The organism is Myxococcus sp. AM011 (assembly GCF_013372595.1).
Classification (GTDB): domain Bacteria; phylum Myxococcota; class Myxococcia; order Myxococcales; family Myxococcaceae; genus Myxococcus; species Myxococcus eversor.
The window spans coordinates 12910-35481 of the sequence record NZ_JABXEM010000062.1 but is presented as its reverse complement, the minus strand read 5'-3'; the positions used below and the strand labels follow the sequence as shown (position 1 = coordinate 35481).

At 68.8% G+C, this 22572-nt stretch carries 16 protein-coding genes; 8 read left to right on the top strand and 8 right to left on the bottom strand.

Annotated features, from left to right (window positions below; all coding sequences use genetic code 11):
• Nucleotides 1-69: 69 nt before the first annotated feature.
• Both HUW62_RS15410 and HUW62_RS15405 read left to right on the top strand, forming a co-directional pair.
• Nucleotides 70-2460: a 3-hydroxyacyl-CoA dehydrogenase/enoyl-CoA hydratase family protein gene (locus tag HUW62_RS15410; RefSeq protein WP_176434901.1), complete on the top strand. Its 2391-nt coding sequence runs from the start codon at nt 70-72 to the stop codon at nt 2458-2460.
• Between the two features lie 77 nt (nt 2461-2537).
• Entirely contained in the window at nt 2538-3710 is a 1173-nt protein-coding gene (locus tag HUW62_RS15405; RefSeq protein WP_176434900.1) for a thiolase family protein, read from the top strand.
• A 105-nt stretch (nt 3711-3815) separates the two neighbouring features.
• Here HUW62_RS15405 and HUW62_RS15400 read toward each other — a convergent pair whose 3' ends face one another.
• From HUW62_RS15400 to dgcN, 3 genes are all read right to left on the bottom strand, one after another.
• Nucleotides 3816-5657: a DNA mismatch repair protein MutS gene (locus HUW62_RS15400; protein ID WP_163861890.1), complete on the bottom strand. Its 1842-nt coding sequence runs from the start codon at nt 5655-5657 to the stop codon at nt 3816-3818.
• Between the two features lie 113 nt (nt 5658-5770).
• Nucleotides 5771-6757 (bottom strand): N-acetyl-D-Glu racemase DgcA, encoded by a 987-nt coding sequence (gene dgcA, locus HUW62_RS15395; protein ID WP_163861893.1) that lies wholly within the window; start codon nt 6755-6757, stop codon nt 5771-5773.
• Nucleotides 6758-6765: 8 nt separating this feature from the next.
• Entirely contained in the window at nt 6766-7782 is a 1017-nt protein-coding gene (gene dgcN, locus HUW62_RS15390) for an N-acetyltransferase DgcN (RefSeq protein WP_163861896.1), read from the bottom strand.
• Between the two features lie 207 nt (nt 7783-7989).
• On the opposite strand from dgcN, the gene HUW62_RS15385 reads away from it, so the two are divergent.
• A complete protein-coding gene (locus HUW62_RS15385) occupies nt 7990-9084 on the top strand; it encodes a vWA domain-containing protein (protein WP_176434899.1) in 1095 nt (364 codons plus the stop codon).
• A gap of 13 nt (nt 9085-9097) precedes the next feature.
• Here the strand turns inward: HUW62_RS15385 and HUW62_RS15380 are convergent, their stop codons facing one another.
• The gene (locus tag HUW62_RS15380) at nt 9098-9526 is read right to left on the bottom strand and encodes a hypothetical protein (protein WP_163861901.1); all 429 of its coding nucleotides are present in this window, start codon (nt 9524-9526) and stop codon (nt 9098-9100) included.
• Between the two features lie 360 nt (nt 9527-9886).
• On the opposite strand from HUW62_RS15380, the gene HUW62_RS15375 reads away from it, so the two are divergent.
• Both HUW62_RS15375 and HUW62_RS15370 read left to right on the top strand, forming a co-directional pair.
• Complete coding sequence (locus HUW62_RS15375; protein ID WP_368670419.1) at nt 9887-10576, top strand: metallophosphoesterase; 690 nt, start codon at nt 9887-9889, stop codon at nt 10574-10576.
• Complete coding sequence (locus HUW62_RS15370; protein ID WP_163861906.1) at nt 10576-11172, top strand: hypothetical protein; 597 nt, start codon at nt 10576-10578, stop codon at nt 11170-11172. Before HUW62_RS15375 ends, HUW62_RS15370 begins: the two co-directional genes overlap by 1 nt.
• Nucleotides 11173-11179: 7 nt before the next feature.
• Here the strand turns inward: HUW62_RS15370 and HUW62_RS15365 are convergent, their stop codons facing one another.
• Nucleotides 11180-13096, bottom strand: a complete 1917-nt coding sequence (locus tag HUW62_RS15365; protein ID WP_163861908.1) for a sulfatase-like hydrolase/transferase — start codon at nt 13094-13096, stop codon at nt 11180-11182.
• A gap of 158 nt (nt 13097-13254) precedes the next feature.
• Here HUW62_RS15365 and HUW62_RS15360 point away from each other — a divergent pair, with 158 nt between their 5' ends.
• Together HUW62_RS15360 and HUW62_RS15355 are read left to right on the top strand one after the other, a co-directional pair.
• Nucleotides 13255-14163 carry a LysR family transcriptional regulator gene (locus HUW62_RS15360; protein ID WP_240356095.1) on the top strand — a complete coding sequence of 303 codons (909 nt, stop codon included), beginning with the start codon at nt 13255-13257 and terminating at the stop codon, nt 14161-14163.
• A 106-nt stretch (nt 14164-14269) separates the two neighbouring features.
• Entirely contained in the window at nt 14270-15841 is a 1572-nt protein-coding gene (locus HUW62_RS15355; protein ID WP_163861911.1) for an aromatic amino acid hydroxylase, read from the top strand.
• A 264-nt stretch (nt 15842-16105) separates the two neighbouring features.
• On the opposite strand, the gene mrpC is transcribed toward HUW62_RS15355, so the two are convergent.
• From mrpC to HUW62_RS15340, 3 genes are all read right to left on the bottom strand, one after another.
• Nucleotides 16106-16852, bottom strand: coding sequence for a Crp/Fnr family transcriptional regulator MrpC (mrpC, locus tag HUW62_RS15350; RefSeq protein ID WP_163861913.1), 747 nt, complete (start codon nt 16850-16852; stop codon nt 16106-16108).
• A gap of 264 nt (nt 16853-17116) precedes the next feature.
• Entirely contained in the window at nt 17117-18568 is a 1452-nt protein-coding gene (locus tag HUW62_RS15345; protein WP_176434902.1) for a sigma-54 dependent transcriptional regulator, read from the bottom strand.
• 13 nt (nt 18569-18581) lie between these two features.
• Nucleotides 18582-19556, bottom strand: a complete 975-nt coding sequence (locus HUW62_RS15340) for a sensor histidine kinase KdpD (protein ID WP_176434897.1) — start codon at nt 19554-19556, stop codon at nt 18582-18584.
• Between the two features lie 45 nt (nt 19557-19601).
• Between HUW62_RS15340 and HUW62_RS15335 the strand changes: the two genes are divergently transcribed.
• On the top strand, nt 19602-22472 hold the full coding sequence (locus tag HUW62_RS15335; protein ID WP_176434896.1) for a fused MFS/spermidine synthase: 2871 nt from the start codon (nt 19602-19604) through the stop codon (nt 22470-22472).
• The last annotated feature ends 100 nt before the right edge of the window (nt 22473-22572 follow it).

The following is a 22572-nucleotide window of genomic DNA, read 5'->3' as shown; positions in this document are numbered from 1 at the left end:
ACAGATTGACTTTCGGGTCAATCGCCTACATTTGTGCAGTCCCTTCTTCCCTCAAGGGAGCCTCTTCCAATGACGACGCGGATCCGCAAGGTAGCTGTGCTGGGCGCCGGAGTGATGGGCAGCGGCATCGCCGCCCATCTGGCCAACTCGGGCGTGCGCGCGCTCCTCCTGGACATCGTTCCGCCGAAGGCCGCACCGGGCGAAGACACTTCGACCAAGGCCTTCCGCAACAAGTTCGCCCTCGGGGCGCTGGCCAACATGCGCAAGCAGAAGCCCAGCCCCATCATGTCCGAGCAGGTGTTCACCGCCATCGAGGTGGGCAACTTCGATGACGACATGGCGAAAATCGCCGACTGCGACTGGGTCATCGAGGTGGTGAAGGAGGACCTGGCCGTCAAGCAGGCCCTCTTCGAGAAGGTGGAGAAGCACGCCCGCAAGGACGCCATCATCTCCTCCAACACCTCCGGCATGTCGATTGTCGGGATGACGCAGGGCCGTGGCGCGGCGTTCAAGAAGAACTTCCTCGTCACGCACTTCTTCAACCCCGTCCGCTACATGAAGCTGCTGGAGTTGGTCGCCGGCACGGAGACGGACCCGGCGGTGATGAAGACCATCCACCGCTTTGGTGAAGAGGTGCTCGGCAAGGGCATCGTCTACGGCAAGGACACCACCAACTTCATCGCGAACCGCATCGGCGTGTACGGGATGATGCGGACCATCGCCGCCATGGGCCCCGCGGAGCTGTCCATCGAAGAGGTGGACAAGATTTTCGGCCCGGCCATGGGCCGTCCCAAGTCCGCCGTGTTCCGCACCGCGGACATCGTCGGTCTGGACACCTTCGTCCACGTGTCGAAGAACTGTTACGACACGCTGACGCAGGACGAGGAGCGTGAGGTCTTCGCCATCCCCGGCTTCCTCCAGAAGATGGTGGAGAAGGGCATGCTCGGCGACAAGAGCGGCGGCGGCTTCTACAAGAAGGACAAGAGCAGCGGCGGGAAGGAAATCCTCGCGCTGGACCTGAAGACGCTGGAGTACCGGCCGCAGGGCAAGGTGCGCTTCGAGTCGCTGGGCGCCGCCCGCGAAGTCGAAAACGTCAAGGAGCGCGTCGCCGTCGTCATGAACGGCACGGACAAGGCCGCGAAGTTCGCCGAGCAGGTGACGCTGGACGTGCTGGCGTACACCAGCCGCCGCATCCCGGAGATCGCCGACGACGTGGTCAACGTGGACCGTGGCGTGCGCTGGGGCTTCGGTTGGGACCTGGGCCCCTTCGAGGTCTGGGACGCGTACGGCGTGAAGAAGGGCCTGGCGCGGATGAAGGAGCTGGGCCTCAAGCCGGCGAAGTGGGTGGAGGACATGGTGGCCACGGGCCGCGAGTCCTTCTATGGCGTGGAGGGCGGCAAGGACACGTACTGGGACATCCCCACGAAGTCCGTGAAGGTGGTGCCGGAGAACGCCCGCACGCAGCGCGTGGAGTACCTCAAGCGCGGCAACAAGAAGGTGGCCGGCAACGACTCCGCCACCCTGTGGGACTTGGGCGACGGCGCCACGCTGCTGGAGTTCCACACGAAGATGAACTCCATCGATGACCAGATCATCGAGATGATGAACACGGCGCTGGACGAGACGGAGAAGAACTTCAAGGGCCTCGTCATCGGCAACGACGGCTCCAACTTCTCCGCGGGCGCCAACATCGTCGCGCTGGTGTGGGCGGCGAAGAGCGGCCAGTACGAGGACATCCGCAAGCTCGTCACCGGCTTCCAGGCGGTGAACCAGCGCATGCGCTACAGCCCGGTGCCGGTGGTGACGGCGCCCTTCAACCTCACCCTGGGCGGCGGCTCCGAGGTGACGATGGGCGGCAACGCGGTGCAGGCGAGCGCGGAGCTGTACATGGGCCTCGTCGAGGTCGGCGTGGGCCTCATCCCCGGCGGTGGCGGCAACATGCAGCTGCTCCGCAACGTCTACGGCGCGTACTCCACGGACAAGGACTTCGATCCGCTGCCCTTCCTCAAGAAGGTGTTCCTGGCCATTGGCACCGCGAAGGTCGCCACCAGCGCGGAAGAGGCGCGGGAGCTGGGCTTCCTGTCCCTGACGGACGGCATCAGCGCCAACCGGGACTTCCTCTTGTCGGATGCGAAGGCTCGGGTGCTGGGCATGGCGGACGCGGGCTTCCGCGCGCCGCGTCCCACGCGCTTCCGGCTGGGCGGCCCCAGCGGCTACGCCACCATCGACATGATGCTGTACGACATGGAGATGAACGGGCAGGTCAGCGCGCACGACCGCAAGATTGGTCAGAAGCTCGCTCGCGTGCTCACCGGCGGCGACACCAGCACCTCGGCGCTCGTCACCGAGGAGAAGCTGCTGGAGCTGGAGGCCGAGGCCTTCCTGAGCCTGTGCGGCGAGGAGAAGACCCAGGACCGCCTGACGTTCATGATCGAGAAGGGCAAGCCGCTGCGGAATTGACGGCCGGCCGGTATCCATTGGCTACGACATAAATTTCGCTGCATGCCCGGGTACTCCCCGGGCAAGGAGACATCAAGATGCCTGGTCGAGTCGTGATTGCCAGCGCGGTCCGCACGCCGTTCACCCGCGCGCACAAGGGAGAGTTCAAGGACACCCGGCCGGATACGCTGGCCGCCATCGCCATCAAGGAAGCCGTTGCCCAGGTCCCCGGCCTCAAGCCGTCGGACGTGGAGGACGTCGTCCTGGGCTGTGCCATGCCGGAGGCCGAGCAGGGGATGAACGTGGCCCGTCAGGCCACGCTCCTGGCGGGGCTGCCGGTGGAAGTACCGGCGATGACCATCAACCGCTTCTGTTCCTCGGGGACGCAGGCGATTGCCCAGATTGCCGCGGCCATCCAGGCGGGGCACATCCAAATCGGAATCGGCGGTGGTACCGAGTCGATGACGATGGTGCCCATGGGCGGCAACAAGGTCAGCGCCAACCCGGACATCATGGCGAACCACCCGGAGATCTACTCGTCCATGGGTGTGACGGCGGAGAACATCGCCTCCCGTCACAACGTGTCGCGTGAGGACTCCGACAAGTTCGCCGCGGAGAGCCAGCGCCGCGCTGCTTCCGCGCGGGAGACGGGCAAGTTCGCCGAGGAGATCGTCCCCGTCACCACCACCGTCTACGACGAGGAGGGCAAGGCGCAGACGGTGACGGTGTCCGTGGACACCATCCTGCGTCCGGAGACGACGGCCGAGGGCCTGGGCAAGCTGCGCCCGGCGTTCAACGCCAAGGGCGTGGTGACGGCCGGCAACGCGTCGCCGCTGACGGACGGCGCGGCGGCGGCGGTGGTGATGAGCGAGGAGAAGGCGAAGGAGCTGGGCGTCAAGCCGCTGGGCTACTTCGTGGACTTCGCCGTCGCCGGTGTGCCTCCGGAAGTCATGGGCATCGGCCCGGTGCCGGCGGTGCGCAAGCTGCTGGCGAAGAACAAGCTCGAGGTGAAGGACATCGACGTCTTCGAGCTGAACGAGGCCTTCGCTCCTCAGGCGCTGTACTGCATCCGTGAGCTGGGCATCCCCATGGACAAGGTGAACCCGAACGGCGGCGCCATCGCCCTGGGCCACCCGCTGGGCGTGTCCGGTGCGCGGCTGGTCGCGACGATTCTGCGCGAGCTGAAGCGCCGCAACGGCCGCTACGGCGTCGTCACCATGTGCATCGGTGGCGGCATGGGCGCCGCGGCGCTCATCGAGCTGGCGAAGTAGTCGCCCGCTTCGCCGACTGAAAGTTCGCGGGCCCCGGGGAAGTGCTTCCCGGGGCCCGTGTCGTTGCGGGGCTCGGAGGCTGGTGACGCCTCTCCATGCTCGAAGTCAGGAGACGGGGGCCTCGGGGTCGTCCACGGGGACGCCGGCGAGGCGGAGGACTCGCAGCGCGTTGGTGGTGTCCACCACGCCATCGCGCAGCAGGTAGTCGAACACCATCTCCCCTTCCTCCAGGTGGTCCCTGAAGTGGACGTTGCGGACGTGGGCGTCACGCGTCTCTTCGGCCAGCGACGTCAGCGACAAATCGTGCGTCGTCACCGCGCCCGATGCCCCGGTGGACAAGAGCAGCCGGAGCACCTCGCGTGAGGCGAGCTGTCGCTCCCGGGTGTTGGTGCCCAGGAGGATTTCGTCGAGCAGGAACAGCGCCTGCCCGTTCGCCGCGCGCGCCGCGTCCAGCACGGCCTTGATGCGCTGCACCTCCGCGTAGAAGTACGACACGCCGCGCTCCAGCGAGTCCTTCACCCGCATGCTGGTGAGCACGTGGAGCGGCGACAGTCGGAACGACGCGGCGGACACCGGTGCTCCAGCGAGCGCCAGCACCGTGTTGGTGCCCAGGGCCCGCATCAGCGTCGTCTTGCCGCTCATGTTGGAGCCGGTGATGAGCAGGGCCTGCCGGGGGCCCGGCAGGGACACGTCATTGGGCACGGGGGCATCCAGCAGCGGATGGCCCATGACCTTCGCCTCGACGAGCGGCCCGGCGGCTTCCAGCGTGGGCCACGCGAAGGCGGGCCGGTCATGCGCGAGTCCCGCCACGCAGGAGAGCGCCTCCAGCTCCGCGAGCGCCTCGAACCAGTGCCGCACCCGCGCGCCGTGCTTCGTGCGCCAGCTCTCCAGGGCGAACAGCGCGTGGATGTCCCAGAGCGTGAGCCAGTGGATGATGGGGTGGAACTGGTGCCGCTTGAATTCGATGAGCGAGAACAGCCGGCTGAAGCGCTGGAAGTGCTTGGAGACGGGCGGCTCGCCCTGCTGCTGGAGTCCGGACTGGAGCTGGCGCAGGAGGGGATGCTCGAAGCGCTGACCTTCGACGCGCTCGAAGATGGGGGCGTAGCGGACGAAGCCCTGTTCGCCCTTCTCCACGCCTTCGTCCATCTTCCGCAGGGTGCGGCGGGTGGCCACGGCGACCGCGAGCTGCGCGGCGAGCCCCGCCCACACGGAGGAGCCGGGAAGCACGCCGACTTCGCCCAGGATGAAGAGCGTCAGCGTCACTGGCGGCAGGAGGATGGCGAGCGGGCGGGACCAGCGGATGGAGTCCAGCGAGGGCCCGGCCTCGGACCACTGGATGAAGAGGCTCGGGTCGGCCTTCTCCTTCGCCACCGTGCGTGCCTCCACGCAGAGGTCCTGTCGGAAGTCCACGAGCGGCGAAAGCTCCCGAGCCGCGCCCTGACGCGCTTGCACCACGTCCACCGGAGCAGGGGCCGACAGCCAGGCCGCGAGTCGCTCTTCGCCCGCGCGCGTGGCCGTCTCGTTCAGGAGCTGGAAGAGGCTGCCCTGCCCGAAGACGTCCAGGTCCGGCGTGTAGAGGTGGGCAGGGGAGGCGAAGCGCTCACCGCGCTCGGTGAACTCGTGCCAGCCGTGGCCCAGGCGCGCGAGGCCCCGCTCGTTGAGGGTGACGTACAGCCGTTGGCGGGCCTCGCGGCGGAAGATTTGATGGTGGAGGACCGCGAGGAGGCCGTAGACGACGACGGCGCTCACCGTGCCCCACCACCACGTCTTGGGCAGCCGCCCGGTGACGATGAGGCCCGAGATGATGGCCGCGACGAGGAAGGCCAGGGTGCGCAGGTTCGCGTAGCGGGCACTGACGCGGTCCAGGGCGGCCAGCTCCGCCTCCGCGGCGGCACGGCGCTCGGTGTACGTGTGGTGGGGGCTCGGGCTCGGGGCGTTCGGGGACACTGTGGCCGCGCATGCTGTGCTTCCAGCCCGCGCGGGGCAAGGGCTGGCTTTCCCCGGATGGTGTCGGGACGACGGAGATGGCCCTTCGCGAGGAGGCCCGGGGCTCGGTTGGCTCAGCCCCACAGCTCCCGGGGCGGCCAGAAGAGGGTGTTGCCCTCGAAGCGGATGCCCGGCTCGCGGTCCTTCGCGAGCAGCAGCGGGCCGTCCAGGTCCACCACCTCGGCGCCCTGGGCCACCAGGACGGCGGGAGCCATGGACAGCGAAGTCGCCACCATGCAACCCACCATGAGCTGGAGTCCGTGCCCGCGTGCCTCGCTCGCCATGGCCAGGGCCTCGGTGAGCCCTCCCGTCTTGTCGAGCTTGATATTCACCGCGTCGTACTTGCCCACGAGCGTGGCCAGTCCGTGCCGGTCATGCGCGGACTCGTCGGCGCAGACGGCCACGGGACGTCGCAGTCCTCGCAGGCCCTCGTCGTCGGACGCGGGCAGCGGTTGCTCCACCATCACCACGCCCATCTCGGCGCAGGCGGCGAGCAACGTGGGGAGTTCGCGGGGCGCCCAGCCCTCGTTGGCATCCACGATGAGGCGACTTGCGGGAGCACCGAGACGGATGGCGCGCAGTCGCTCGATGTCCCCTTCGCCCCCGCGGCCCAGCTTCACCTTCAACAGCGGACGGTGCGCGGACTTCTCGGCGGCCCGCCCCATGGCCTCGGCTGTGTCCAGGCTCAGTGTGTACGCGGTGACGAGCGGCTGGGGCTTCGACATTCCGAGCAGCTCCCAGATGGGCTTGCCGCACTTCTTCGCCTCCAAATCCCACAGCGCGCAGTCCAGCGCGTTGCGCGCGGCCCGGGGCTCCAGCACCTCCGGGACACCGTCGCGGCCCACGCCGCCCTCGATGCTCGGCCGGGCGATCTCCAGCGCGCGCAGCACGCCGTCCACCGTCTCTCCATAACGCCCGTAGGGGACGCACTCGCCGCGCCCCACCGCGCCGTCCTCTTCGAGCGTGACGACCACCACCTCGGCCGTCGTCTTCGAGCCCCGGGAGATGGTGAAGCTGCCCGCGATGGGCCAGCTCTCGTGCCTGATGGTGAGCTTGCGCATGGCTCGGGTCAGCCCTTCGCGGGGTAGCGGCGCACCAGCTCGTCGACCAGCGGGCCGACTCCGGTGCGGATGGGGTCCACGCAGGGCAGGCCGTACTCGCGTCCGGTCCGCTCCAGCAGCGCCAGGGCATCCTGCTCGGACAGGTGCTCGGTGTTGATGGCGAGCCCCGTGCACTGGATGGCCGGGTTGGTGAGCTGCCCCTCCAGCACCGTGCGGTCGATGACGGCCTGGATGGAGGGCAGGGCGTGCTGGACGCCGCGCATCTTCGTCCGCGTGGGCTCGTGGCAGACGATGAATGCATCGGGTTGAGCGCCGTGCATCAGCCCCAGCGTCACGCCCGCGAACGAGGGATGGAACAGCGAGCCCTGGCCTTCCACCAGGTCCCAGTGGTCCTCGTCGTTGGCGGGTGACAGCCACTCCGCCGCGCCCGCGACGAAGTCGGACACCACCGCGTCAATCGCCACGCCCCGGCCGGAGATGAAGATGCCCGTCTGGCCCGTGGCGCGGAAGTCCGCCTTGAGGCCCCGGGCGCGCATCGCCTTCTCCAGCGCGAGCGCCGTGTACTTCTTTCCCACCGAGCAATCCGTGCCCACTGTCAGCAGCCGCAGGCCCTGCCGCTTCGTGCCCTTGCCCGTGGCGAAGTCCATGTCGGGGATGCGCACGTCGTGCAGCTTCCGGCCATTGCGCGCCGCGGCCTCGGCGATGGCGGGGAAGGAGGCCAGCCGCTTGTGCAGCCCCGTGGCCACGTCCATCCCCGCGTCCAGGGCCTCCACCAGCTTGCTCACCCAATGCTCGGGGAGCACGCCCCCCGCGTTGGCCACGCCGACGATGAGCGTCTGGGCGCCCTTCGCCTTCGCCTGGGCGATGTCCAGGTCCGTCAGGCCACAGTCCGCCTGACAGCCGGGGAGCCGGAGCTGGCCCACGCACCACTCGGGGCGCCAGTCGACGATGCCGTGCGCCGTCTTCGCCGCGAGCTGGTCGGGTACGTCCCCCAGGAACAACAGGTAGGGCTTCTGGATCTCCACCAAGGTCCTCCCCGCGCCCCGGTCTGGGGCAGTGGCGAGGCTATTCAGCACGCCCCCGACAGGCCCGCAAGGTCATCTCGGCCCCCTGTCAGGAGGGGCCCGTTTCGCCCCCGGAACCACCCCACGCGTAGGCCCGCCCGGAGGCCCGGAAATGTCAGACCCACCGCGTATTCTTCATCCCATCGCAGCACACGAGGGGAGCGAAAAATGGCCGCGTCAGTCATTGATAATCGCGTCGAGATTGTCTTCAGCTTCGACACCACCGGCAGCATGTACCCGTGCCTCGCGCAGGTGCGAAAGAAGCTGCATGGCACCGTGTCCCGGCTGATGAAGGAGATTCCCGGCATCCGCATCGGAGTCATCGCGCACGGCGACTACTGCGACGCGGGCTCGACGTACGTCACCAAGATTCTGGACCTCACGGACGATGCGAACGCCGTGGTGCGCTTCGTGGACAAGGTGGGGCAGACGGGCGGTGGTGACGCGCCGGAGTGCTACGAGCTGGTGCTGCGCGAAGCGCAATCCCTGTCGTGGACGACGGGCTACCAGCGGGCCTTCGTGCTGATTGGCGATGACGTGCCGCACGGGCCGTCGGACAACCCGAAGCGGCTGGACTGGCGCAAGGAAGTGGACGCGCTGGGTAGGATGGGCGTCCCGGTGTACGGGGTGCAGGCGCTGGCGCGGCGCCATGCGACGCCGTTCTACAAGGAGCTGGCGGAGAAGTCGGGCGGCTTCCACCTGAGCCTGGACCAGTTCGCGCACGTCACCGACATGCTGCTGGCCGTCTGTTACAAGCAGTCGTCCGACGCGCGGCTCCAGGCCTACGAGACGGAGGTTGCGAAGGAGGGGCGCATGAGCCGCGGGCTGAACGCCATGTTCAGCACCATGCTCCAGCGCAAGACGGAGTCGCTCTACGGAGAGACGGACCTGCGCGCCGTGCCGCCCGGCCGCTTCCAGTCGCTGGAGGTGGACGGCGACATGCCCATCAAGGCCTTCGTCCAGGAGAACGGGCTGAGCTTCAAGACGGGCCGGGGCTTCTACGAGTTCACCAAGACGGAGACCATCCAGGGCCACAAGGAAGTGGTGCTGATGGACCGCAAGACGGGCGACTTCTACAGCGGAGACCGGGCGCGGGAGATGCTCGGGTTGCCGCCGGGAGAGACGGTGCGCATCCGCCCCGCCAGCCTGGAGAAGTACGTCGTGTTCGTGCAGAGCACCTCGGCCAACCGCAAGCTCGTGAAGGGCTCCAAGTTCCTCTACGAAGTGGAGGACTGGGACGGCGCGAAGGCGCTCGCGGCCTGAGTGGGCCTCTGGTTCAGCGCACCCACTCGGGGACCACGACGCACAGCAGGCCGAGGCCGGCCGATATCACGGCCAGCGCGAACAGGATGGGCGCGACCACGCGCCGCTGGGACACGCCCGCGGTCCTCATCAGGCCCATGACCGCCCACGGTCCCATCAAGGGGACGAGGGCGGCGGTGGACCAGAAGCCGCCGCAGTGCGACAGCAACCTTTGCACCAAAGGACTCCGGGGGCGGGACATCAGGCGTCGCCACGCCGCCAGTCGCTCCAGTCCATCCCAGCCCAGGTCCACGACGAGGACCTGGAGGTAGCCCAGGGGCACGCAAGCGAGGACCACCGCCCACGCTGGATAGCCCAGGCCGAAGATGCCCAGCGGCACGGCCGCGAGGACGCCACCCACCGGGCTTGCCGCCACCAGGGCGAAGGAGAGCAGTCGTCCCACGGCTTCACCACCCGGGCTTCGTCGCGTCCCTCCGGGCATGACCTCCCGCCTGGAGCATATCCCGGACAGGTCGTGGCCTCATGACACGTGTGTGACTCCCACGCGCCACGGGCATCAGGGATGAAGCAGAGAACAGCGTCAACGCACGGGAGTGCTTGCTGCGTGAGCGGTGACTGTCGAGCACGTGATGTTTCTCATGAGTGGATGTTTCATCCACTGGGGCGGCCCTGCGCCAAGGGTTGAAGAGGGAGCAGCCCATCGTTACCTGGGACGACGGTGAGGTCCTGGGTCCCATGGCTGCTGGTGCTCTGCGCCGGCTGTGACGTCTTCGAACTGCACCCCTATGAAGTCCGAGGGGGTGTGCGTGACACGAATGCGCGGGCGGTCGAACGACTCGAGCGCAACGTCAGTGGCGGGGCGTTCCGCTTCGCGGTGCTGGGGGACATCGGCGTCTACCAGGACGACACCGTCGACGCGGTGAGGGACATCGCGCGGCGGGACGTCGACTTCGTCGTGCAGATGGGGGACCTGACGGAGTTCAGCTCGGCCCAGGAGTACCACTGGGTGGCGGACCTGCTCGGTGAGTCGGCGGTGCCGACGCTGGCCGTCATCGGCAACCATGACCTGCTCGGCCAGGGGAAGGAGCTCTTCCTTCACCACTTCGGCCCGACGTTCCTGAGCTTCGAGCACGGAGGGAGCCGGTTCATCCTCTTCGACTCCAACTCCCGCGAGTACGGATTCCCAGGCAACGTGCCGGACCTGGAGCAACTGCGCTCGGCGCTCGGTGAGGTGCCCGGCGGCGGGCATCTGTTCACCTTCTCGCATGTGCCGCCCGGGCACGCGGACTTCGACGCGTCACTGACGGAGCCCATCGAGCAGCTCCAGGCGGAGCGCGGAGTCTCCATCTCCTTCCATGGTCACTCCCACCGCTTCAGCACCGACGCGCGGCGGGGCGTGCGCTACTTCTGCACCGATGCGCTCGAGATCCACAGCTACCTGGTGGTCACCGTCGAGGGCGACTCGGTGAACGTCGAGCAGGTCTCCTTCTGATGGCGCGCCCCTGGCTCGTGGGAGGATTGCTGGCATCGCTGCTGCTCACGGGGCGCTCGGCGCGAGCGGAGTCACCGGAGCAGGCGGCGGCACCGTGGTACGTGCCGGACCACGCGGCGCTCCAGTTCGCCGGCTCCATCGGCATGCTGGCGGCGGGGCCGGGGTGGGCCTTCCTGGATGAGCAACTGGAGCTGGAGGTGCTCGTGGGCTGGGCGCCCAAGGCGGTGGTGGGCGCGGACTTCGTCACCCTCACGCTCAAGGGCCAGTGGCACCCGTTCCACCTCACCCATCGCGAGTGGAGCTTCCGTCCGTTCACCGTGGGCGCGGCCTTCAGCTACACCTTCGGCGATGACTACTACCTGACGCTGCCGGACCGCTACGTCTCCGGCTACTACTGGTTCAAGACGGCGTTGAGGCCCGCGCTGCTGCTAGGCGGGAGCGCGGGCCGGTCCGTGCCATCGCTCGGCCTGCGGCACCTGGAGGGCTACTACGAACTGGTGGCCACGGACTACCGCATCGTCCAGTTCCTCCAGAACCCGAGCACCGTGAAGACGGGCCTGTTCACGCTCGCGCTCGGAGCGCGGGTCCGCTTCTGAGCGGCGTTCAGCGCGGAGGCTCGGTCGCCGTCGCGGGGCTGGTGCGAGGCTCGGCCTCACCCTGCGCGCCGCCGCCCCGGAGTCGACGGAGGATGCGAGGGGCCTCGGCGGCGAAGCGCTCCCGCGCGTCTGTCAGCGGGCGGTCCCACAAGTCGCTGAGCTCCGTGCCGGGGAGCCCCGCTCCGAAGCGCACCTTCAAGTCCCGACCGATGAGCGCATAGCGAGCCTCCCAGCCGATGGTGGTGAGCAGGTAGCGCCGAGGGTCCGGTCGGCTCATCGGAATCCCGTCACCCAGTTGCTCGGGTGTGTGGGTATCGCCCAGCAAATCGAACAGGGTGGGCACCAGGTCGATGTGGCCGGTGACGGCGTCAATCTGACCCGTCGGGAGCTGCTCGTCGAACACGAGCATGGGGACATGGAGCTGCAGCTCGGTGACGTCGCTGGCGTGGCCGACGCGGCCGTGCTCGCGGAACTCCTCACCATGGTCTCCAGTGAAGACGACCAGGGGGCGAACTCCTCGCACGGCCTCCCACTGGCTCAGGAGCTCCTCCACCTTGGTGTCCACCTCGTAGGCGGAGTTCCAGGCGCGGGCCTTGAGGTGCTCGGCGGGGACACGCGCGGTGGCAAGGCCTCCCTTGCCGTCCCAGGCGGGGGTGAACACCGCGGAGCGCTCCGGGTAGTCGTAGTCGAAGTGCGTGCCCGCGAAGAACACGAAGGTGAACAGCGGCGTGTCCCTGGGCGTCTTGCGCGCCAGGTCCAGCGCGTCCTTCACCATGGCGGTGTCCCGCAGGTGGCTGCGGCCCTCGTAGTCCGTGCGCAGGCCGCCCTGCACGTCGCGGAACACGGTGTCCTTCAGGCCCATCCAGTCCACCGAGGACGCGGCGAAGAAGGCCTGGCGGTAGCCATTCTCCCGGAGCGCGGGGAAGAGCAGCGGCGCGCGCCCCGCGCCCACCACCGCGTCGCGACGCTGCGCCTCCAGTCCGAAGAAGAGGCTGAAGAGGGAGTAGTCCGTGGAGCTGGCCGCGCTGTGGTGGTGCAGGAAGCGCGTGCCGTGCTCCGCCCTGCGCCAGAGGTGGGGCATGACGTCCGCGCGGAAGAAGTCGTCGCGCAGGCTCTCCACCAGGATGAGGACGATGTCGGGCCGGCGGGTGAAGCGCACTGAAGCGGGGTCGATGGTCGACGCGGGGATGCCGGCTTCGGGGCTCACGCCCAGCCGCAGCCCGGACGCGGGAGGCCGGTTCGTCAGCCGCATGAGCAGCGTGTTCATCCTCACGGGGGGCTGCAGGGGCAGGGTGGTGGCCGCGTGCAGCACGGCGCCCCCGTGGGCGAAGACGAGCCACGCGCTCGTCAGGCGCTCCACCCCGGCGACCACGACGAGGATGGCGATGAGCCGACCCAGGTGACGTGGACCGGGGATTCGCCGAAGGAAGTGCACGCCCGCCCAGGCATCCAGCGCGAGCACGCCCAGCGTCGCCGCGCCCAGGAGCGCCAGTTCATGCGGCGCGAGCCCCGTCTCCGCGAGCGCGCGCGGCTGTAGCGCAACGGCGAGCACCAGCCCGTTGATGTGGAATCCCAGCGACGACAGCACCAGCGCGTCTACCCCGAGCAGCGCCACGCCCAGCGCCACGACGATGGGCAGGGCCAGCGCATAACGCCGCCCGAGCAACACCAGGGGCAGGGTGGCCACGAAGGTGAGCAGTCCCAGGAACAGCGCCTGGATGACGCCGCCCACCAGCAGCACGGGCCGCAAGGTGCTGGCCAACCGCCCCACGGAGTCGAGCAGGGGAGCCCCGAAGAACAGCAGCGCGAGCAACCCGTGCAACGTGCACCAGAGCAGCGCGGGGCCCAACAGGGGCAGGGCCCCGGCCCACCGCTGGCGGAGCCTCTCTGCGGGAGTGACGGTGGCGGGAGGCATCCGAGACATCGCGCACCCTGCTAGCCCGCCAGGGGCGGATGTTCAAGGAAGACAGGGCCGCCCGGCCGCCCCCTCGCAGTGGAGGCGCGCCGGGGCGACGCGAGTCCTCGGGTGGGTCTTTTCTCATGCCTCGTGTCCGGCGGCTCGCCGGTGCCAGGATGGGGCGCATGCCGCCACGCAAGCTGGTGCGACACCTCGTCTGGCTGGAGTCCTTCACCGCGGCCGTGGAGGCGGGCAGCATCGAATCCGCCGCGGAGCACCTGGGCGTGGCGCGCTCCGTGGTGAGCGAGCACATCCGCGCGCTGGAGATGGCGCTGGCCGAAGGCGCCACGCTGCTGGAGCGTGGCCCCGGCCGACGCCTCCAGCTCACCGCCCGGGGTGAGCGCCTCTTCGCCGGCACGCAGACGCCCCTGCACCAGCTCGACATGAAGCGGCTGCGTGATTTGGCCAGCGCGGAGCCCGTGGTGCGCCTGGGCCTCAACCCCACCCTGTCGCTCTCACTGCTGGGCAAGGTCGCGCGCGACGCGGCGGCCACCGGCCTCAAACTGGTGCTCAGCTTCGGCGGACCGCACGAGCTGACACGACAGGTGCAGACGCGCCAGTTGGACCTGGCGTTGGACTTCACCCCGCTGCCGCCGCACGAGGGCGTGGAGTCCGAGTCCCTGCTGCGCATGTCCTTCGTCGTGCTCGCCGGCCCGGACAGCGCCCTGGCGAGCGCGGCCTCGTCCCGACGGGCGCTGCACGTGAGGGATTTGAACGGACAGCCCTTCGTGGACTGGCTGCGGGACGACCCCTATGGCGGCGCGAACAGCGCGCGCTTCACCGCGCACGGCGTCAAGGTGGCGGAGGTGGCCCGCGTGGAGAGCTTCCTTCTCCTCTACGAACTGCTGCGCGCCTTCAAGGCCTGCGCGATTACGCCGGACCTGCGCCCCATGCACCCGTTTCCCCCCGACATCCACGCCTGGCCCTTGAAGGAAGACGAGCCCCAGGCCGTGGAAGTCGTGGCCCTCTGGCCCTCCGGCTCCCTCAGCCCGGGCGCCGCCACCGTCTTGGACGGACTGCGTCAGCGCGTGTGAATGCTCGTCGTTAAATCGACGAAGATGTCGAATTCTGCCGGTTTTCCGGAGCAGAGCCCGTCTGTATCCTCTCCTGACTGAAAGTTTTCACCAGGAGTGCCCGGATATGACGCCAACGGAACTGACGATATCGCGCCTGCCGCCGCATCTGCGGCGCTACGTGGTGAGCCAGGACTACGACGCGTATACGCCGAGAGACCACGCCGTCTGGCGCCACATCCTGGGCAAGCTGCGCGGTCATCTCTCGCAGCGGGCGCACTCCGTCTATCTGGAGGGGCTGGCGGCGACGGGCATCAACCTGGAGTCCATCCCCAGCCTGGACGAGATGAACGAGCGGCTGTCGCGACTGGGCTGGGCGTGCGTGGGCGTGCGCGGCTTCATCCCGCCGGCCGTCTTCACGGAGCTCCAGTCCCTGGGCGTGCTGGCCATCGCCTCGGACATCCGCACGCACGAGCACATCGAGTACACGCCCGCGCCGGACATCGTCCATGAGAGCGCGGGCCACGCGCCCATCATCGCCAACCGGCGGTACTCGGAGTACCTGAAGGCGTGCGGCCTGGTGGGCTTCAAGTCCATCGCGAGCGCGGAGGACCAGGCCGTCTTCAACGCCATCCGCAACCTGTCGGTGGTGAAGGAGGACCCGGACGCGAGCGCGGACGAAGTCTCCCACGCCGAGGCGCGGCTGGAGGCGGCGAGCGCCAGTCGTCGGTATGTGAGTGAGAGCACGCGGGCGACGCGGCTGTACTGGTGGACGGCGGAGTACGGCCTCGTCGGGGGCCTGGAGTCGCCTCGCATCTACGGCGCGGGGTTGCTGTCGAGCATCGGCGAGGCGGCACAGTGTCTGACGCCGGCCGTGCGCAAGCTGCCGCTCGGCGTGGCGTGCGTGGACACGGACTTCGATATCACCCGGATGCAGCCGCAGCTCTTCGTGGCGCGGGACTTCGAGCACCTGTTCGAGGTGCTGTCCGAGTTCGAGTCCACGCTGGCGTGGAAGCGCGGCGGCGACTTCGGGCTGGAGGTGGCCCGTCAGGCGCGCACGGTGAATCACCTGGTGCTGGCGGATGGCCGTGAGGTGACGGGTCTCGTGCTGGACACGGTGGCCGCGCCCGCCGAGGTGGCCCCGGGGCTCACCACCGCGCTGGTTCGGATGGAGGGTCCGGTCCTCACCTCGCGCGGTGGCAAGGGGGACGGGAGTCGGCCATGGAACGGTCCGGCGCTGGTGGCCTTCGGTGCGGGCCAGCTCCCGGAGCGCGGAACGTTCAAGTTGTCGTTGGCCAGCGGACTGGAGTTGGAGGGCTTCGCGGCGGGCGGAGGCGAGGTGCTGGCGCTGCGGGCTCGACTCGCGGGCCGCGCGCTCGACGTGCCCGCGGTGACGAAGCTCTTCGTCACCACGCACCTGCCCTCGGTGGCGGGTGGGCCGGCCGACCCGGCGACGTGGGACAAGTGGTTCGGTGAGCTGGAGGCCTTCGCGGAAGGTGACGGCGAGTCGAAGGCCCGGGAGCGCAAGGCGCTGGCCCTGCACCCGTCGCTCGCGGCGCTCTACCGGGAGGTGCGCACCTTGCGCGACTCCGGGCAGGCGAAGCAGGAGCGGCTCTCGCAGATCGCCGCCGCCGCGACGGACTTCCAGGACGACTGGCTCTTGCGCACCGAGGTCGAGGAGCTGAAGGTCCGGGCCTGAAGTCGCTGCTCGGCGGGTGTACGTTCCGTCGAATGTCACGTCGGGAGGCGTTCCAGCTTCCGGCCGCCGGGCGTGAGCGCTGTCGAGCGTCATGCCTCCATGTCGCGGAGGCAGGCGCCCGGCACCTGGGGCGCGCGGGCGCGTGCCTCGCTCAGGGTGTGCCGTCCCCCGCAAACGACGCGGGCCCGGCCACGTGGACATCCCGTGGTCAGGCCCGTCGTTGACGTCAGGTCTCCCGCGATGCGCGCGGAGGACTGTCGGTGCTCACTTCTCCTTGGAGGCAATCTTCCGCAACGCCTTCTGGTCCCTCACGCAGAGGATGCGGCCGACATTGCCGAGCACGCCCTCGCGCTTCATCTCGTTGATGAGCGTGGACACGAACGAGCGCGACGCGCCCACCAGGTCCGCCAGGTCCTGCTGCGTGATTCCGCGCAGGTCCGTCTCACCGCCGTGGGGGCAGCGCTCACCGTGCGCCTCCACCAGCGTCAGCAGGGTATCCGCCAGCCGCGCGGGCACTTCCTTGAAGGTCAGCCCCAGCACGCGCTTGCGCAGGGCACGCACGCGCTCGGCGTAGGCGCGCACCACGTCCACCGCCAGCGCGGGCCGGGCCTCGAGCTGCGCGCGGAAGTCGCGGCCCTCGATGCTCCACACCTCGGCCTCGCCCGCGGCGATGGCCATCTCTTCAATCGGCGTCCCCTCGGGGCGGAACAGCTCGCCGAACAGGTCACCCGGGCGGAGGATGGACACCACCGAGCGGGTGCCGTTCTTGCCAATGCGCATCAGCCGCACGCGGCCGGACTTGAGCAGATAGACGCGGTCCGTGCTGTCGCCAGGGCGGTAGATGGTCGAGTTGTGCGGGAAGGACTCGACCTTGAAGTAGCCCTTGAAGTCGATCGCTTCCTGGCCCGGAACCAGCTTGTTCGCGGTGACCATCATCCCGGAGCTGGTTGCCTGGAGCGGCGCCACGACGTTGGAACCGATAGGGCCGAGGGGGCGATTGAAACCGTGCATGGCATTCACTCCGTGGAAAGCAATCGGGGGTAGGACCGGCCGCCTGCTTCAGCGGCAACGGGACTTACCTTTTCCAAGGAACGTGCCAGCCGGGAATGAAGTGCTCCGGAAGGAACACATCCAGGAATGCCGGGTACTTAGCGCTAGAGGCCCGTAGCACCCACCTGTCTGTGTCCGAAACCTGAAACAAAACGTTCAAACAGTCTGATCATGTTGAACGAAACGTTCAAAGGGCAGGGCCCATTGTCGCGACCCGGACAATGTTCACGGGTCGTCCTTCACGGTGAACCCGTGCCCTAAAGGGTTCTGTCCCTGTGAAAGATTGTACTTCTGCAGTTTGCGCTCAAGGGTGGGGCGACTGATTCCAAGAATCTGGCAGGTGCGACCCTTGTGCCCCTTTGTGACGGCCATGGCACGGGCGATCAGCATCCGTTCGGCCTCATCGAGCGTGGGGATGAGGCTGGCGTCATCCACCGAGGGGGCGGTGAACATGAGGGTGTTGTTGGCGGCGCGGCCCGACTCCGGGGAGGGCGGGACGTCCAGTGTGGGCAGGTCGTCCCCGCGCAACACATCGCCCGGCGCAAGCACCACGGCGCGGGTGAGCACGTTCTCCAGTTCGCGCACGTTGCCCCGCCAGGGCAGGCGCGTCAGGCGCTCCATGATTTCGGTGGGCACGCGGGTGACGCGCTTGTGCACCTTCTCGTTGATGCGCTCGAGCAGGTGTTTGACGAGCAGCTGGATATCCTCGCGCCGCTCTCGCAGCGGGGGAATCAGGAGGGTGATCACCTTGAGGCGCTGGTAGAGGTCCTCGCGGAAGCGGGTGTGCTCCACCTCCTCGGAGAGGTTGCGGTGGGTGGCGGCGATGACGCGGGCGCGCAGTTTGATTCGCTTGACGCCGCCCACGCGCTCGAACTCGCGCTCCTGGAGCACGCGCAGGAGCTTCGCCTGGAGCATCATCGACATGTCGCCAATCTCGTCGAGGAAGACGGTGCCGTCCTCGGCCAGCTCGAACTTGCCGGGCTTGCCCGCCGTCGCGCCGGTGAAGGCGCCCTTCTCGTGGCCGAACAGCTCGCTCTCCAGCAGCGTGTCGACGATGGCCGAGCAGTTGATGCCGATGAAGGGCCGGGGCTCGTCGTACGAGTAGTTGTGGATGACGCGGGCGATGAGCTCCTTGCCGGTGCCGCTCTCGCCGGTAATCAGCACGGTGGCGTGGCTGCCCGTCACCTTGCCAATCTCCTTCACCAACTGCTGCATGGAGGGGCTGGTGCCGACGATGTCGCCCAGGCGCACCGCGGCGTTCTCGCGGTTCACCTCGTCCGCGCGGCGCGACAGCTGGCGGTACTCCAGCGCGCGCTCGACGACGAGGTCCAACGCGGCCGGGTCGGCGAAGGGCTTGTGGATGTAGTCGAAGGCCCCCGCCTTCATCGCCCGGATGGTGGTCTCCATGTCGTGGTAGGCGGTGACGAGGATGATGCGCGCGTCGCCGCACAGGCCCTTCATCTCCTCGATGATCTCCAGACCGGTGCGGTCCGGCAGCATCATGTCGAGGATGACCACGCTGGGCATGGAGTCCTGCGCGGCGCGCAGACCCGCGGCGGCGCTGGTGGCCGTGGCCACCTGGTAGCGCGGCTGGCCGTCGTGCTCAATCTCCTCGAAGTGCATCTTCAGCGTCTCGAGGAGAGACACGTCGTCATCGACGATGAGAAGGGTCTCCATCATGGCTTCCTTCTCAGGTGGCGAATGTGAGCGTGAAGACCATTCCGGGCTCGGCGCTGCCTTCGGCGGCGACGTCCCCTCCTTGTCCCATCATCACCCGCCGCAGCGCCGCGAGTGACAGCCCCGCGCCGCGCGCCAGCCTCGAGCCGAAGGGCTCGAAGAGGGTGCCGTTCTCTTCCGGAGGAAGGGCGGCGGCCGGGTCCTTGAGTACCATCAGCACGCGGCCCGGCGAGCCCCGGCGGAGGGTCACCTCCACCGGACTGTCCTCGGGCCGACCCATGGCCACGTTAAGCAACACCTGGGCGAGCACGGGGCGCAGCCGGTTGGGGTCCACGCGCACGCGCGGCAGCTCGGCCTCCTCGTCCACGCGCACCTCGATTCGCCGCTCGGCCAGTTCCGGCGCCACCATGCCCGTGGCCTCCTGAATCACCGAGCGCAGCACGTGCGCGTCGATGTTGGGCGTGGTGTCGCGGCCGTACTCGGACAGGAGCCACAACATGCGCTCCATGGTCCGAATCTCGCGGTTGGCGATGGTCAGCCGCCGCCTGTCCCGGTCCGACAGGCCGGTGTTCCGGGCCAGCGTCTGCACCGCCATCTTCACGGAGGACAAGGGGTTGCGAATCTCGTGGCTGAGCGAGCTGGACAGCCGGGAAATCTGTACCGGAGGGGCGCCTTCCAGGAGGACGTTGAGGTTCTGGACGCAGGCGCTGGCCTCGCCCTCGTCCATGCCGAGCGCCAGTCGCAGCGGTGTGGCGTCCTCGCTCCCCAGCTCCGAGGAGATGAACTCCACGGCGCGGCGGTCCTCACGAGCCCGTGCGTCCAGCTCACGGGTCCGCTCGGGGGAGATGCCAAGGGCCAGGTGGAGAGGTCTGTCGAGCAGCTCCTCCGCGGGGCGGTGGAGCACGGCGGCGCAGTCTCCCTGCGCGCGGGTCACCCGCAGGCCAGGAGACCAGGCGAGCAATGCGGCTTGCAGGAGATGGGCGTTCATTGGTGGGTCCCGAACATAACGAGTAAGGTTCCGCGCTGTCCCCTTATGTCCCTCATCGCGCGTTTCCCGAAGAACCTTGTGTCCGTCCTCCTCTTCCTTTCAGGAGGTACGGCGCTGGTCTACGAGTTGGTTTGGTCCAAGTATCTCGGGAACGTCCTGGGCAACAGTGGTCAGGCGCATGCCGTGGTGCTCGCCACCTTCATGGGCGGCCTGGCGCTCGGCGCATCTGTCTTCGGGCGGACAGCGGACCGGGTGAAGAGCCCGTTGGCCTTGTACGGCCTGCTGGAGCTGGGCGTGGCGCTGTACGCGCTGGCCTTCCCGTACGTCCTGGACGCCCTGGGCGCCCTGTGGCTGGCGGTGGCGCCTGGCGTGCCGGACGGGTGGCGCGTGGGGCCCCGGCTCCTGGTGGCCGCGGTGTCGCTGGTGGTGCCCACGCTCTTGATGGGCGGCACGCTGCCGGCGCTGGTGCGGCACTTCGCGGACAGCCTGTCCGGAGTGCAACGGGAGCTGGCGCGGCTGTATGCCGTCAACAGCCTGGGCGCGGCGCTGGGCGTCTTCATCGCGGGCACGAAGCTGGTGCCGGTGCTGGGGCTGTCGGCCTCGGCGAAGCTGGCGGCGGGGCTGAACCTGCTCCTGGCGGTGGCGGCGCTCCTGCTCGCGCGCAGGCATCCTCCCGCGTTGGCGCCAGGGCAGGCCGCGCCGGTGTCGGAGAGCGCGGCGAACCTGGCCTATCCCCGGGTGGCGGTGCGCGCGGCGCTGGTGGGCGTGGCGCTGTCGGGCTTCACGTCCATGCTGTACCAGGTGACCTGGATTCGCCTCCTGTCCATCGTCCTGGGCGCGTCCACGTACGCCTTCACGCTCATCCTCACCGCGTTCATCCTGGGCATCGGCCTGGGCAGCTTCTGGCTGATGACGCGCGCGCGGAAGTCAGACTCGCTGAAGCTGTACGCGCAGATGCAGGTGGCGCTGGTGGCCAGCCTCTGCGTGGCCCTGCCGCTCTACGTGCGGCTGCCGCACCTGTTCCGCTCGGCGCAGTGGATGATGACGCGCTCGGTGGATACCTGGCCTTTGTTCCAGTTGTTGACGTTTGGCTTCTGCTGCCTCGTGCTGCTGGTGCCCACCTTCTTCATGGGCGCGGCCTTCCCGGCGGCGGCGCGCGTGGCCACGGCGAAGGTGTCCGAGGTCGGCCGGGAGCTGGGCGGCGTCTATCTCTGGAACACGGTCGGCACGATTACCGGCTCCGCGCTGGGCGGGCTGGTGCTGATGCCGTGGTGGGGCATGGAGGGCAACTTCGTGGCGGGAGTGGTGGCGAACCTCGCCGCCGCGGCGCTGGCCTTCCACGCGCTGCCGAATCGCCCCGCGAGCCCCGTGCGCGCGCTGTGGCCGGTGGGTGCCGCGGCCCTCCTGGCGGCGGTGGTCCTGGGTGGGATGAGCGGCTGGTCCGTCCGGTTGTCGGGCATCGCCTCCATCCGCTCGCACCAGAAGCCGCCGGAGAGCTACGCGAAGCTGGTGGAGGAGACGGAGAAGAACATCCACCCCATCTTCTACCGGGACGACACCTTCGCCACGGTGATGGTGGCCGACTACCCGCAGGACCACCTGCGCTTCATGAAGCTCAACGGGAAGATTGACGCCTCCAACGGCAGTGACGTGGAGACGCAGGTGATTGCGGGACACCTGGGCGCGCTGCTGCATCCGCGCGAGCCGAAGAACGTGCTCCTCGTCGGCGCGGGCGCGGCGATTACCGCGGGCAGCGTGCTGGCGCACCCGGTGGAGCGCCTGGACATGGTGGAGATCGCCCCGGCGGTCATCGACGCGGCGCGCCTGTTCAAGGATGACAACCGCAACGCGGTGGACGACCCCCGCACGCGGGTGCACATCGACGACGCGAAGACGTTCATGGCGCTGGCCGACCGCAAGTACGACCTGGTGGTGAGCGTGCCCTCCAACCCGTGGGTGGCGGGCGTGTCCGGCCTCTTCACGCGGGACTTCTTCCAGACGGTGGACCGGCACCTCGCGGACGACGGCGTGCTGGTGCAGTGGATCCACACCTACGAGAGCAACGACGAGCTCATCCGGCTGGTGGTGCGCACGCTGCGCGACACCTTCCCGCATGCGACGACGTGGCTGGGGCCGCATGACCTGGTGCTGGTGGCCAGTCGCAAGCCGCTGGCCTTCGACGCGGAGCGCCTGGCCCGGCGGATGGCGGTGCCGGACGTGCGCGCGGACATGGCGCGCGTGGGCCTGACGGATGTCTTCGCGCTCCTGTCCAAGCAGGTGCACAGCGAGGACGGGCAGCTCGCCTTCGCGGGCCCGGGCCCCATCAACACGGACGACCACAACCTGCTGGAGTACGCGTCCCCCATCGCCTTCTTCGTGGCGAACATCGACGTGCGCGTGAAGGACGAGCGCCGCTCTCCGGAAGGGGGCTCGCGCCTGTTCCTGGAGGACTACCTGCGCAAGCACCCGCCCACGGCCGAGGAAGCCGCCCGGCTGTACCGCAACATGGAGCGCTACCACGCGGCGAATGATCCACTGGTGCGCGGCGTGGCCACGCTGTGGCGCTCGGTGGACCCGGACAACCGCGAGGCGACGGTGGCGGTGGGCAAGGCCGCACTGGCCCAGAAGGATTTGACGCTGGCCGCGCAGCTCCTGGAGCCGGAGGTGGCCAAGGGCGGCCGCGAGCCAGGGCTCGTCGCCGCGTACCTGAAGCTCGTCGCCGAGCGGGCGTGGGCGACGCGGACGGTGTGGACCCCGGTGGACGCCATGCCCGCGCTGGCCCTGGGCCGGCAGGTGGCCGCGGAGTTCCCGGCCGACGCGGAGCTCGCACGCGCCGTGCGCAACCTGTGCGATGCTCTCCCCGCCTCGGCGTGCGCCCCCCCGAAAACGCCCGTCGCGGCCCCGGTTGGCCCCTGAGCGGCCTTCCAAACGGTGAGAAAAAGGCCTATCCGCCGGGAATTACAGGGGATTAGCCCCATCCTCCCGATGACGGATGGAGGTGCAGGTGGGATCTCCC

What these genes read in the sequence shown, in the direction of transcription:
- dgcA (WP_163861893.1), bottom strand. Translation starts at nt 6,757, where the DNA reads ATGCGCAAGCTCACCATCAGGCACGAGAGCTGGCCCATCGCGGGCAGC.
- HUW62_RS15355 (WP_163861911.1), top strand. Translation starts at nt 14,270, where the DNA reads ATGACGCCAACGGAACTGACGATATCGCGCCTGCCGCCGCATCTGCGG.
- mrpC (WP_163861913.1), bottom strand. Translation starts at nt 16,852, where the DNA reads ATGCACGGTTTCAATCGCCCCCTCGGCCCTATCGGTTCCAACGTCGTG.
- HUW62_RS15360 (WP_240356095.1), top strand. Translation starts at nt 13,255, where the DNA reads ATGCCGCCACGCAAGCTGGTGCGACACCTCGTCTGGCTGGAGTCCTTC.
- HUW62_RS15385 (WP_176434899.1), top strand. Translation starts at nt 7,990, where the DNA reads ATGGCCGCGTCAGTCATTGATAATCGCGTCGAGATTGTCTTCAGCTTC.
- HUW62_RS15410 (WP_176434901.1), top strand. Translation starts at nt 70, where the DNA reads ATGACGACGCGGATCCGCAAGGTAGCTGTGCTGGGCGCCGGAGTGATG.
- HUW62_RS15340 (WP_176434897.1), bottom strand. Translation starts at nt 19,556, where the DNA reads ATGAACGCCCATCTCCTGCAAGCCGCATTGCTCGCCTGGTCTCCTGGC.
- HUW62_RS15405 (WP_176434900.1), top strand. Translation starts at nt 2,538, where the DNA reads ATGCCTGGTCGAGTCGTGATTGCCAGCGCGGTCCGCACGCCGTTCACC.
- HUW62_RS15365 (WP_163861908.1), bottom strand. Translation starts at nt 13,096, where the DNA reads ATGTCTCGGATGCCTCCCGCCACCGTCACTCCCGCAGAGAGGCTCCGC.
- HUW62_RS15335 (WP_176434896.1), top strand. Translation starts at nt 19,602, where the DNA reads ATGTCCCTCATCGCGCGTTTCCCGAAGAACCTTGTGTCCGTCCTCCTC.
- HUW62_RS15370 (WP_163861906.1), top strand. Translation starts at nt 10,576, where the DNA reads ATGGCGCGCCCCTGGCTCGTGGGAGGATTGCTGGCATCGCTGCTGCTC.
- HUW62_RS15345 (WP_176434902.1), bottom strand. Translation starts at nt 18,568, where the DNA reads ATGGAGACCCTTCTCATCGTCGATGACGACGTGTCTCTCCTCGAGACG.